General features: G+C 66.6%; 13 protein-coding genes. 9 read left to right on the top strand and 4 right to left on the bottom strand.

Annotated features, from left to right (window positions below; genetic code table 11):
• Positions 1-14 precede the first annotated feature (14 nt).
• The 4 genes from purM (at position 15) to AC1DW4_RS04480 (ending at position 5,388) form a co-directional block, all read left to right on the top strand.
• Entirely contained in the window at positions 15-1,046 is a 1,032-nt protein-coding gene (gene purM / locus AC1DW4_RS04495) for a phosphoribosylformylglycinamidine cyclo-ligase (protein ID WP_477016026.1), read from the top strand.
• Positions 1,047-1,269: 223 nt separating this feature from the next.
• On the top strand, positions 1,270-2,643 hold the full coding sequence (locus AC1DW4_RS04490; RefSeq protein ID WP_477016025.1) for a M28 family peptidase: 1,374 nt from the start codon (positions 1,270-1,272) through the stop codon (positions 2,641-2,643).
• A 2-nt stretch (positions 2,644-2,645) separates the two neighbouring features.
• A complete protein-coding gene (gene purN, locus AC1DW4_RS04485; protein WP_477016024.1) occupies positions 2,646-3,239 on the top strand; it encodes a phosphoribosylglycinamide formyltransferase in 594 nt (197 codons plus the stop codon).
• 88 nt (positions 3,240-3,327) lie between these two features.
• On the top strand, positions 3,328-5,388 hold the full coding sequence (locus AC1DW4_RS04480; protein ID WP_477016023.1) for a M13 family metallopeptidase: 2,061 nt from the start codon (positions 3,328-3,330) through the stop codon (positions 5,386-5,388).
• Positions 5,389-5,486: 98 nt separating this feature from the next.
• Here AC1DW4_RS04480 and AC1DW4_RS04475 read toward each other — a convergent pair whose 3' ends face one another.
• Both AC1DW4_RS04475 and ndk read right to left on the bottom strand, forming a co-directional pair.
• On the bottom strand, positions 5,487-5,693 hold the full coding sequence (locus tag AC1DW4_RS04475; RefSeq protein WP_477016022.1) for a glycine zipper 2TM domain-containing protein: 207 nt from the start codon (positions 5,691-5,693) through the stop codon (positions 5,487-5,489).
• A 147-nt stretch (positions 5,694-5,840) separates the two neighbouring features.
• Positions 5,841-6,260 (bottom strand): nucleoside-diphosphate kinase, encoded by a 420-nt coding sequence (gene ndk, locus AC1DW4_RS04470; protein ID WP_477016021.1) that lies wholly within the window; start codon positions 6,258-6,260, stop codon positions 5,841-5,843.
• 140 nt (positions 6,261-6,400) lie between these two features.
• Here ndk and AC1DW4_RS04465 point away from each other — a divergent pair, with 140 nt between their 5' ends.
• From AC1DW4_RS04465 to AC1DW4_RS04445, 5 genes are all read left to right on the top strand, one after another.
• Positions 6,401-8,284, top strand: a complete 1,884-nt coding sequence (locus tag AC1DW4_RS04465; protein ID WP_477016020.1) for an ABC-F family ATP-binding cassette domain-containing protein — start codon at positions 6,401-6,403, stop codon at positions 8,282-8,284.
• Complete coding sequence (locus AC1DW4_RS04460; protein WP_477016019.1) at positions 8,281-8,532, top strand: DUF2164 domain-containing protein; 252 nt, start codon at positions 8,281-8,283, stop codon at positions 8,530-8,532. The genes AC1DW4_RS04465 and AC1DW4_RS04460 overlap by 4 nt, the downstream gene beginning before the upstream one ends.
• Before the next feature lie 32 nt (positions 8,533-8,564).
• On the top strand, positions 8,565-8,759 hold the full coding sequence (locus AC1DW4_RS04455) for a DUF2093 domain-containing protein (protein ID WP_477016018.1): 195 nt from the start codon (positions 8,565-8,567) through the stop codon (positions 8,757-8,759).
• Positions 8,756-9,619, top strand: a complete 864-nt coding sequence (locus AC1DW4_RS04450; protein WP_477016017.1) for a M23 family metallopeptidase — start codon at positions 8,756-8,758, stop codon at positions 9,617-9,619. The genes AC1DW4_RS04455 and AC1DW4_RS04450 overlap by 4 nt, the downstream gene beginning before the upstream one ends.
• 86 nt (positions 9,620-9,705) lie before the next feature.
• The gene (locus tag AC1DW4_RS04445; RefSeq protein WP_477016016.1) at positions 9,706-10,233 is read left to right on the top strand and encodes a response regulator; all 528 of its coding nucleotides are present in this window, start codon (positions 9,706-9,708) and stop codon (positions 10,231-10,233) included.
• Here the strand turns inward: AC1DW4_RS04445 and AC1DW4_RS04440 are convergent.
• Entirely contained in the window at positions 10,188-11,138 is a 951-nt protein-coding gene (locus AC1DW4_RS04440) for a lysophospholipid acyltransferase family protein (RefSeq protein ID WP_477016015.1), read from the bottom strand. The genes AC1DW4_RS04445 and AC1DW4_RS04440 overlap by 46 nt on opposite strands.
• Positions 11,128-11,898 (bottom strand): SDR family NAD(P)-dependent oxidoreductase, encoded by a 771-nt coding sequence (locus AC1DW4_RS04435; protein ID WP_477016014.1) that lies wholly within the window; start codon positions 11,896-11,898, stop codon positions 11,128-11,130. The genes AC1DW4_RS04440 and AC1DW4_RS04435 overlap by 11 nt, the downstream gene beginning before the upstream one ends.
• Positions 11,899-12,000 lie beyond the last annotated feature (102 nt).

The raw sequence follows: 12,000 nt of genomic DNA, 5'->3' as shown, positions 1-12,000 counted from the left end.
CAGGTCCGTGAGCGATGAGCGACCCTAAAGACCCGCTGCCGAACGGCCTGACCTATGCCGACGCCGGCGTGGATATCGACGCCGGTGACATGCTGGTCGAACACATAAAGCCGTTGGCCAAATCAACCCGCCGACCCGGCGCGGAGGCCGCGCTGGGCGGGTTCGGAGCCTTGTTCGACCTGAAGGCGGCGGGCTTCGTCGATCCCCTGATCGTCGCCACGACCGACGGTGTCGGCACCAAACTTAAGATCGCCATCGAGACCGGCCGTCATGACGGCGTCGGCATCGATCTGGTGGCCATGTGCGTCAACGACCTGCTGGCCCAGGGTGCCGAGCCGCTGGTGTTCCTGGACTACTACGCCACCGGCAAACTGGAGATCGACGCGGCCCGTCGCGTGGTGTCGGGCATCGCCGAGGGGTGCCGCCAGGCCGGTTGCGCCCTGGTCGGCGGCGAGACGGCCGAGATGCCGGGCATGTATTCGGGCGGCGACTACGACCTGGCGGGCTTCTCCCTGGGCGGGCTGGAACGCGGCCACGCCCTGCCACGGCTGGACCTGCAGAATACCGGTGACCTGATCATCGGCCTGGCCTCGTCCGGCCCGCACTCCAACGGCTATTCGCTGATCCGCAAGGTGGTGGAACGATCCGGCCTGTCCTGGGGCGATGATGCGCCCTTTGCCAAGGACCGGTCCCTGGCCCAGGCCCTGATGGAGCCCACGCGGATCTATGTGAAGTCGGTCCTGCCGCTGATGAAGGCCGGGCTGATCAAGGGCGCGGCCCACATCACCGGCGGCGGCCTGATCGAGAACCCGCCGCGCTGCCTGCCCGAACACCTGACCGCATCGTTCGACTGGAACGCCTGGCCCGTGCCGCCGGTGTTCCAGTGGCTGGCCGAGGTCGGCGGCATCAGCGATCACGAGATGCGCCGCACCTTCAACTGCGGCGTCGGCTTCATCCTGATCGTCGCACCCGAACACGCCGAGGACGTGCTGGCCGGATTGCTGGAGGCGGGCGAGGTCGCCTTCGTCTGCGGGCAACTGGTTTAGCGGTCCGTCGACATCCGGCACGCCCTGCGACCGATCCTGACGCACCGATGTGCTAGGCGTTCCTGATTGGGTTTCGCGCCGATTCTTCGATCATCCGACTTGGAGAAGTGAGAGTCACTTTTTACGACTCCAGGACTCCCATGAAAGTTGAAATGCGCCGCTCGACCCTTCCCGCCCCCGGCAGGATACCGCTAGGTTGAGGGTGAACGACGGAGTCTACCTTATGCGCCTGATCGCCCTCGCCGCCTTGCTCGCCCTGCCCGCCGTGGCCCATGCCCAGACGCCCGCCGCGCAGGAGCAGCCGCTGCTGCATGAGGTCGTCGGTCAGGTCGATCCGGAACGCCTGCGCGCCGACATCACCGCCCTGGTCGGTTTCGGCACCCGTCACACGATGTCCGACACGGTCTCCGAAACGCGCGGTATCGGGGCCGCGCGCCGCTGGACGGAACGCCAGTTCCGGGCCATGGGCGAGGCCTGCGGCGGCTGTCTGGAAATCGCCCTGCCCGCCGACACCGTCACCGGGGCCCGCGTTCCCACCCCGACCGAGGTCGTCGACGTCCTGGCCATCCAGCGCGGCACCGGCGATCCCAACCGGGTCATCGTCATCTCCGGCCATATCGACAGCCGCGTCACCGACGTGATGAACGCCACCGCCGATGCCCCCGGCGCCAATGACGACGCATCCGGCGTCGCCGCCGTCCTGGAGGCCGCGCGGGTCCTGTCGAAACACCGTTTCGACGCCACCCTGGTCTATGCCGTCCTGTCGGGCGAGGAGCAGGGCCTGCTGGGCGGCAAGATCCTGGCCGACTACGCCAAAGCCCAGGGATGGGTGGTCGAGGCCAATCTGAACAACGACATCGTCGGCAACTCGCAAGGCCAGTCGGGTATCCGCGACACGACCCGTGTCCGCGTCTTCTCGGAGGGCACCAAGACGGTCGAGACGGCGCTCCAGACCGACCGGCGGCGCTACAACGGCGGCGAGCTCGATTCCTCGTCGCGCAACCTGGGCCGTTATGTCGATGGCATCGCCGACCGCTACCTGACCAACTTCGATGTTGAGATGGTCTATCGCACCGATCGCTTCGGTCGCGGCGGCGATCAGGTCGAGATGCTGCGCGCCGGCTTCCCCGCCGTCCGCATTTCCGAAGGCGCCGAGAACTACGACCGACAGCATCAGGACCTGCGCACCGAAAACGGTGTCGTCTATGGCGATACCCTCGAAGGCGTCGATTTCAGCTATCTGGGCCAGGTCGCGCGCCTGAACATCGCCACCATGGCGGCTTTGGCTTCTGCCCCCATGGTGCCGTCGGGCGTCACGATCGAGGGCGCTGTCAAGCCGGACACGACTCTCAGCTGGACCGCCGTGCCGGGCGCGGCGGGCTATCGCGTCTGGTGGCGGTCGACCACGGCTCCGCAATGGACCAACAGCCGCTGGGCCGGCGATGCGACCCGACTAGTCCTGCCCGGCGTGCCGATCGACGACTATTTCTTCGGCGTCTCGGCCGTGTCCGACGACGGCTATGAAAGCCCGGTCGTCTTCCCGGGACCGGCCGGTGCCTTCGTTTCCGTCGGCGATCCGCCCGCTCCGGCGAACTGATCGTGGTGCTATCGGCCGGCCGCACCCGCGTGGCCATCCTGATCTCCGGCGGCGGGTCCAACATGGCCGCCCTGATCGACGCGGCCGCTTCAGGCGATGCACCGCACGAGATCGTGCTGGTCCTGTCCAACGATCCAGAGGCCGGCGGCCTGGCGGTCGCCCGGTCCAAGGGCATCGCCGCCGTCGCCGTCGATCACCGCCTTTTCGGCAAGGACCGCACGGCCCACGAAATGGCCATCCAGGCGGAACTGGACCGCGCAAACGTCAAGGTCATCGCCCTGGCCGGATACATGCGAATCCTGACCCCCTGGCTGGTCGGGCGCTGGGCTGGCCGGATGCTGAACATCCACCCCAGCCTTCTACCCAAATACCCCGGCCTCGACACCCATGCCCGCGCCATCGCGGCGGGCGACGCCGAGGCGGGCTGCACGATCCACATCGTCACCGACGGCGTGGACGAGGGGCCGATCCTGGCCCAGAGCGCCGTCCCCATCGTGCCCGGCGACACGCCCGCCAGTCTGGCCCAGCGCGTTCTGCAGGCCGAGCATGCCCTCTACCCCCGCGCCCTGGCCGACTTCTGCCGTTCGCTGGATTAGAAGTTCGTAATCTGAGCGCTTTCGACGCGACAGATGCCAAAACCCGCGACAGTGTCCGTCCCGCCATTTCATCCGTCGGGACGATCTTATGCTGAAACTCCGCCTTCTCGCCTGCGCCGCCTCGGCCGCGCTGTTCGTCGCCCTGCCCGCCCTGGCCCAGACCGCGCCCATGGCCGTCGAAATCCCTTCCCAGGACCAGGCCGAGATCGGTGTCTTCGGTTTCGACCTGAACGGCATGGACACGTCGGTCTCGCCGGGTGCGGACTTCAACCGCTATGCAAGCGGCACCTATCTGGCCAACACCCCGATCCCGGACGACAAGACCTCATACGGCGTGTTCGACATGCTGTACGACCGGTCGCAGGCCAATCTTCGTGCCCTGGTCGATGAAAGCGCCGCCAACCCCTCGGCCAGCCCGGACGCCCAGCGCATCGGCACCCTGTACGGCGACTTCATGGACGAGGCGAAGGTCAACCAGCTCGGCGCCACGCCGCTTCAGGCAGACCTGGCCGAAGTCCGCGCTGCCGACACCCGCGAGAAGATGGCCGCCCTGATGGGCCGCACCCAGTATGGATTTGGAGCCAGCCTGTTCGGTGTGCAGACGTTCGAAGACCTGAAGAATCCCGACAAGGTCTCCGCCTACATCAATCAGGGTGGTCTCGGGATGCCCGATCGCGACTACTATCTGGAAGACAGCTTCGCGCCTCAGAAAGCCGCCTATCTGGCCTATGTCACAAAGGCGCTGGAGCTAGCGGGCTGGGACGATCCGGCGGGCAATGCCGACCGCATTCTGGCATTTGAGACCGCCATCGCCCACGAACACTGGACGCAGGTGGAAAATCGTCAAATCGACAAGCTCTACAATCCCACGACCGTGGCCGACCTTGCCACATCCGCGCCGGGTTTCGACTGGGCTGCGTGGGCGCAAGGGGCCGGGATCGCCGACATCCCCGTCGTCATCGCCTCGAACAACACCGCCTTCCCCGGGATGGCGAAGATTTTCTCAGAGACGCCGATCGAAACACTGCAAGCTTGGGAAGCATTCCATGTGATCGATCAGGCCTCGCCGTATCTGTCCCAGGCCTTCGTCGACAATCGTTTCGACTTCTATGGCAAGGCGCTGAGCGGCCAGCCCGAGAACCGCCCCCGATGGAAACGCGGTGTCACCCTGGTCGATGGCTCGCTGGGTGAATCGCTGGGTCGCGAATACGTCTCGCGCCACTTCGCAGCCGAGTCCAAGGCCCAGATGGAGGCGCTGGTCGCCAACCTGCTGGTCGCCATGCGCGGCCGCATCGAGCGTATCGACTGGATGACCCCGGCAACCAAGGAGCAGGCGCTCTACAAGCTCGACCACTTCGGCGTGAAGATCGGCTATCCCGAACAGTGGCGCAGCTATGAGGGGCTGAACCTCGTCCCCGGCGACCTGTACGGCAATGTCGAGCGGACCGCCGCCTTCGAGTGGGAATGGAATCTCGGAAAGCTCAAACGCCCCGTCGATCCGCTGGAATGGGGCATGACGCCTCAGACGGTGAACGCCTACTACAACCCGCCCCGGAACGAGATCGTGTTCCCGGCCGCCATCCTTCAGGCACCCTTCTTCGATCCACGCGCCGATTCGGCGGTGAACTACGGCGGCATCGGCGCCGTCATCGGTCATGAGATCACCCACGGCTTCGACGACCAGGGTCGCAAGACAGACGGCGACGGTGTGCTGCGCGACTGGTGGACCGCCGAGGACGCCGCCAAGTTCGAGGAACGCGCGGCGGTGCTGGGGGCTCAGTATTCGGCGCTCAGCCCCGTGGCCGGCTCCAATGTCAACGGCGACCTGACCATGGGCGAGAACATCGCTGACATGGGTGGCCTGCTGCTGGCGCTGGATGCCTATCACCTGTCGCTGAACGGCCAGCCGGCTCCGGTGCTGAACGGCCTGACGGGGGACCAGCGCGTCTTCCTGGGCTGGGCCCAGGTGTGGCGCGAGAACGCCCGCGAAGAGTCGCTACGCCAGCAGGTCACGGTTGATCCCCACTCGCCGGCCGAGTTCCGCGCCGGGGCGACGGTGCGCAACATCGACGCCTGGTACGATGCCTTCGGCGTGAAGCCCGGCGACGAACAGTACCTCGCCCCCGAGGCCCGCGCTCGCATCTGGTAGGCGGATATGAAGAAGGCCCCGGATCGCTCCGGGGCCTTCTTTATTCTATGGCGCTATCGCTCGGCTCTCAGAGCCTTGCTGCGTGAGGGCCCTCGGTATTACGGGCGGCGCGGGGTCGTAGCGGCACCGGCCACGCCACCGATCGCAGCGCCGGCGACCGTCGAGTTCGTGTTGCCACCGACCGCCTGGCCGACCACGGCACCGCCGATGGCACCGGTCGCGGCGCGTTGTTCCATGGTCGTGCCACACGCGGCCAGCAGGGCCATCGCGCCGACCAGCGGGGTCATTTTCAGGATCGTCTTCATGGGAAATCTCCGGGTTCAGGGGCGAAACGTCGCTTTACTGTGGAGCCGAAACGAAACGGCCCGCCTCCGGTTCCGGAGACGGGCCGCATATCGAAGGTCGCCAACGCTCGCGACGCTGCCGCTCGCTACCTGAGCGAACCAGGTGACTCAGCCGACGATCTGGTCGTCCGTGAAGAACTGGGTGATCTCGATGCCGGCGTTCTCGACCGAGTCAGAGCCGTGGACCGAGTTCTCGCCGATCGACAGGGCGAATTGCTTGCGGATGGTGCCGTCGGCGGCGTCCTTGGGGTTCGTCGCGCCCATGACTTCGCGGTATTTGGCGACCGCGCCGTCGGCTTCCAGAACCTGGACCACGACCGGCTCGGCGGTCATCTGGCCGACCAGTTCGCCGTAGAAGGGACGCTCGGCGTGGACTTCGTAGAATTTCTTGGCCTGGGCCTCGGTCAGGTGCACGCGGCGCTGGGCGACGATGCGCAGGCCGGCGGCCTCGATCACGGCGTTGATGGCGCCCGTAAGGTTGCGACGCGTGGCGTCGGGCTTGATGATCGAGAAGGTACGTTCGGTCATGGATAGACTTCTTGTTGGGAGATTGAAGGTCGCGGGCTTATAGACGCGGCCTCCCAGGTTTCCAACCACTCCTTCTTTGTGTCCCTAACGCTCGGCACGCGGTGCCTCGCTGCTTGAGGGACGAGGTTCTCGTCGCTGCCATGCTCCAGATCACCAACCTGACGTTCAACGCCTGGGGTCGCCAGTTTCTGGACGACGCCTCGGTCAGCCTGCCGCCGGGGTCCAAAGTGGGGCTCGTGGGACGCAACGGCATCGGCAAGTCGACCCTGTTCAAGATCATACTGGGCGAGCTGGCCGGCAATGGCGACGAGGTCTCCCTGCCCAAGACCGCCCGCATCGGCTCGGTCGATCAGGAACACCCGGCCACCCCCGTCAGCGTCATCGAGACGATCCTGGAGGCCGACACCGAACGGCACGACCTGCTCGCGCGCCTGGAAACCGCAGAGCCCGAGGAAATGGGCGAGATCTGGACCCGGCTGATCGAGATCGACGCCGACGGCGCCCCCAGCCGCGCGGCCGAAATCCTGGCCGGCCTCGGCTTCGATCACGAGAACCAGCAGCGGCCGATGTCGGAGTTCTCCGGCGGCTGGCGCATGCGCGTGGCCCTCGCTGCCGCCCTGTTCGCTCAGCCGGACATGCTGCTGCTGGACGAACCGACCAACTATCTCGACCTGGAAGGCGCGCTGTGGCTGGAGGCGCGGCTCAAGAAATACCCGGCGACAGCCCTGATCATCTCCCACGACCGCGAGATGCTGAACGAGGTCTGCACCCACATCCTTCACCTGGCGAACCGCAAGCTCGAGATCTACACCGGCAACTACGACCAGTTCGAACAGGCCCGCGCCGAGAAGGCCCGCCTGCAGCTGTCCGCCAAGGCCAAGCAGGACGCCGAACGCGCCCACCTTCAGGCCTTCGTCGACCGGTTCAAGGCCAAGGCGTCGAAAGCCGCCCAGGCGCAGTCCCGCATGAAGCGGCTGGCCAAGATGCAGCCCGTCTCGACCACGATCGAGGAACGTGTCGCCCCCTTCACCCTGCCCTCGCCGCCGCGCCCCCTGGCCCCGCCCCTGATCCGTCTGGAGCGCGCCAATGTCGGCTATGAGACGGGCCGGTCGATCCTGAAGAACCTGAACCTGCGCATGGACCTGGACGACCGTATCGGCCTGCTGGGCGTCAACGGCGCGGGCAAGTCCACCTTCGCCAAGATGATCGCCGGTGCCCTCAACGTCTCGGACGGCGAACTGCACCGCGACCGCAAGATGCGCGTGGGCTGGTTCCACCAGCATCAGATCGAGGCCATGGACCCGACCGACACGCCGCTAGAGATCATCCGCCGCGCCATGCCGGACGCGCCAGAGAGCGCCCGCCGCTCCAAGCTGGCGCAATTCGGCCTGAACTACGAGAAGCAAGAGACCACGGTCGCCAGCCTATCCGGCGGCGAGCGCGCGCGGCTGCTGTTGAACATGGTCGCCATGGAGGCCCCCCACGTCCTGATCCTGGACGAACCGACCAACCACCTGGACATCGACAGCCGCCGGGCGTTGCTCGACGCGCTGAACGACTACAACGGCGCCGTCATCCTGATCACCCACGACCGCTCCCTGATGGAGATGGTCGCGGACCGTCTGTGGCTGGCCGCCGACGGCACGGTGAAGCCGTTCGACGGCGACATGGACGACTATGCGAAGTTCGTCCTCGATCGCGCCAAGCGCGATGCCGTGAAGCCGAGCCAGGTCAAGAAGGAAGAGGTCGCCGTCGCAGCGCCCGCCGCCAAACCGCAGCAGAAGCAGAAAGGGGGTCCGTCGCCCTCAACCCTGCGCCATGCCGTGAAGAAAGCCGAGGAACGCGTCGCCGCCCTGACCGCCGAGATCGCCCGCATCGACGACGACCTGGCCAATGCCGCCGTCTCCAACCCCAAGGCGCTTGAAGGCCTGACCCGCGCCCGCGCCAAGACGCAGTCCGACCTGGACGCCGCCGAGGCCGCCTGGATGGCGGCAGAGGAGACCCTGGCCGAGTTGACCGCATGACGCCGATCGCATTTTCCAGAGAAGAGACCGCCGACCTCGCCCCGCGCCTTCAGGCGTTCCTGCGCGACGAACTGGACGTCGAGATCGGCACGCTGCAGGCCTCGATGCTGCTGGACTTCATGGCCCGCGACCTGGGCCACGCCATCTACAATCGCGGTCTCTATGACGCCCAGGCGCTGATCGCGGGCAAGGTCGAGGAACTCGCCGACGCCGTCTTCGCCCTGGAACAGCGGCGGCCAGCCCGATAGCCAGACGCCGTCCAGATCGCTAGGCTGACGTCATGAACGCTGCCCCGATCCCCGCGACCCTTCACTATGGCGATGGCGAGTTCGCCGTACTGAAGCCCGGCCCCTTCGTCCAGTGCGCGGTGTCGGGCCGTGCCATTCCGCTGGAGACCCTCCGCTATTGGTCCGCGGAACTGCAGGAGGCCTATTACGGCCCGGCCGAAGCGCTCAGCCGGTTCGTCGGCGAATGATCCCGTCGCGGCGCGGCCTGATCCTGGGCGGCGGCGCATCGATCCTCGCCACACCGGTCCTGGCCCGTCAGCAACCGTCCGACCTCGTCCTTTCCGGCAGGCTGATCCAGGGCGGCTTCGTCATGGGCCGGACCTGGCCGCGGGCCGTGATCTTCGTCAACGGCGAGGCGCTGACCACGGCGTCGACGTCCGGTGCCTTCGTCGTGGGATTCGACCGGGACGCCCCGACCTCGGTCCAGCTGGAAGCGCGGTCGCGGACCCGGTCGGCCCGACGCGCCCTGACCATCACCACGGGCACCTTCCCGACATCGCGGATCAACGGCCTGCCGCCCTCGACGGTCGAGCCGAGCGACCCGGCCCTGCTGGACCGCATCCAGCGTGAAATCGCGCTCAAGACCGAGGGGTTCGCCAGTCGGGCCGACACGGACGATTTCCGCGACGGCTTCGCCTGGCCCCTGAACAGCTATCGCGTCACCAGCCTGTGGGGATCGCAGCGCGTTCTGAACGGCACCCCGGCCCGACCTCACTATGGCATCGACCTCGCCGCGCCCGCCGGGACGCCCATTCACGCACCGGCCGACGGCCTGGTCACCTTTGCCCGATCCGGCATGCATTTCGAGGGCGGTCTCACGCTGATCGATCATGGCCAGGGGCTGATCACGGCCTACCTGCATCAATCGCGCATCGACGTGCTGCCGACCCAGCGAATCAGGCGCGGCGACGTCATCGGCGCGGTGGGGATGACGGGTCGCGCGACGGGTCCGCATCTATGCTGGCGCATGAAATGGCGTGACCGGAACTGCGATCCATCCTTGATGGTCGGACAATCCGCTCCCGAAACCGGTTACCCTGTCGCCTGACCGGCGAGCGCCATGGACCGTTACGCACTTTGGTCCTAGAGTTTGCGGTCTGATCCCCGCCGCGACGGCGTGTTCACCCCGGTCCCATGTCCGCCCTGCAATCCCTCAACATCCTGCTGGTCGATGATAACCAGCACATGCGCGCGATCACGTCGGCGATCCTGCAGTCGGCCGGCATCCGCAACATCCGCGAGGTTTCGGATGGAGCCATGGCGCTGGAAGCCCTGCGGTCGCATGCCATCGATCTGGCGATCGTTGACTTCAACATGTTCCCGCTGGACGGGGTGGAGTTCACCCGTCTGGTCCGCAACAGCGCCGACAGCCCCAACCCCTATCTGCCCATCATCATGATGACCGGGCATTCCGAGAAGTCCCGCGTCTATGAAGCGCGCGACGCCGGCGTGACCGAGTTCGTGGTCAAGCCGATCACGGCCAAGGCCGTGTTCGACCGCATCCAGGCGGTCATCATGCGTCCCCGGTCGTTCGTGAAGACCGAGGACTATTTCGGTCCCGACCGACGGCGGACCACGTCGGCGACCTACAAGGGACCCATGCGGCGATCGACCGATCAGATCGTCGAGGACTTCACCAAGTCGGGCTCCAGCGTGGCATAGACCCGGTCCGGCCATCGGCGGTGAACCCAGAACCAGTCAACCGGATTCTCGCGCACGCGATCCTCGATGAAGGTCGTGATGGCTTGCACCCCGCGCGCGATGTCGGCCTGTCGGTCGCCGGTCGAGGTCACCGCGATCGGCTCGTGCGCCGTCACCCGAAACCGCACGCCCGGCAGACGCACGACCGACATCGGCTGGATCACCGTGCCGAACCGCAGCGCCAGTCGCGTCGGACCCGGCGCGGCGTTCACCGGCTGTCCAAAGAAGGTCACCTCCGGCCCCTCGGAAAACTTCTGGTCGTTCATCAGCGCCACGCTCTCGCCGCGCCCCATGCCGGCCAGCAGTTCGCGGGCACCGTCCCCGCCCTTGGGCGCGAACAGTTTTACGCCATATCGCGCCCGCGCCGCCCGTATCTGGGCATCGACGTAGGGGTTGTTGGCGGCGCGATAGGTCACCTGCACCGGCACACCACTGGCCACCAGCACCGCCGCCATGGTCTCGATATTGGCCATGTGGCCGGACACGAAGACGACCGGCCTGCCGCTCTGCCGGATCGCCTCCAGCCGCTCGGCCCCGACGATGTCGATCCGGCCGGATGCGGGCGTCAGCTGGTCCATCACCGCCGTCTCGGCAAAGGTGCGTCCCGTCTGTTCCCACTGCTCGACGGCCAATCGCTGACGCTCGTCGGGGGCCATGTGGGGAAAGGCGATGCGCAGGTTGCGCATCACGATCCGGTGGGTGCTGACGCGCGGCCCCAGCGTCCGCAGCAGCCAGCCGCCCAGATTCGACGCGGACTCCAGCCCGATCAGCCGCATCAGGCCGATGAACCCCGCGAACGCAACGGCCTCCAGCCGCCAGCTCAGATCCTGCCCAAACCCAACCTTCTGATGGCCGTCACCAGGCAATGGTGATCCCGCCGTCCACGACCAGCGTCTGGCCCGTCATATAGGTGGAGGCCGGCGACGACAGATAGACGGCCGCGCCCGCGATCTCGTCAGGCTGGCCGATGCGCCGCAGGGGCGCCGGGTCGGTCGCGACCTTCAGGATCTCCGGGTTCTCCCACAGGTATTTTGCGAAATCGGTCTGGACCAGGCCCGGCGCTATGCAGTTGACCCGCACGTTCGACGGTCCCCACTCCACCGCCAGGTTCCGCACCAGCTGCATGTCGGCGGCCTTGGAGATGTTGTAGGCCCCGATCAGGGCGTTGCCGCGCAGACCGCCGATCGACGACACGACGGTGATGGCCCCGTCCTTGCGCGCCAGCATCTGCGGCGCGACCATCTGGATCAGCCAGTGGTTGGACACCACGTTGTTCTGCAGGATCTTGTTGAACTGATCGTCCGAGATGCCCGCCATCGGCCCGGCATAGGGATTGGACGCCGCGTTGCAGATCAGGATGTCGATCTGGCCCCAGGCCGTGTTGGTCTCGTCCACCAGCCGCTGCAGGTCTTCCTTGGACGCGATGTTGGCCGGAATGGCCATGGCGCGCCCCTCGCCGTGCTTCGCGTTGATCGCCGCCGCCACCTCGTCGCACGGCCCGGCCTTGCGCGACGAGATCACGACCCTGGCGCCGTGTTCGGCCAGTCGCTCGGCGATCGCCTTGCCGATGCCCTTGGACGAGCCGGTGATGATGGCGACCTTGCCGGTCAGATCGAACAGTTCCATGCGTATCCCCTGATATCGGCACGCTTTCTCGCGGCGAGCCTGTCTACTGGGGTCTCATCTTATCGGAAAACCGCGTCGCACTTTTCCGGATGAGTCCCTAGC

This window comes from Brevundimonas sp. P2_A6, from assembly GCF_056404975.1.
The sequence above is the reverse complement of the archived record's forward strand: the minus strand, read 5'-3'. Positions and strand labels throughout refer to the sequence as shown.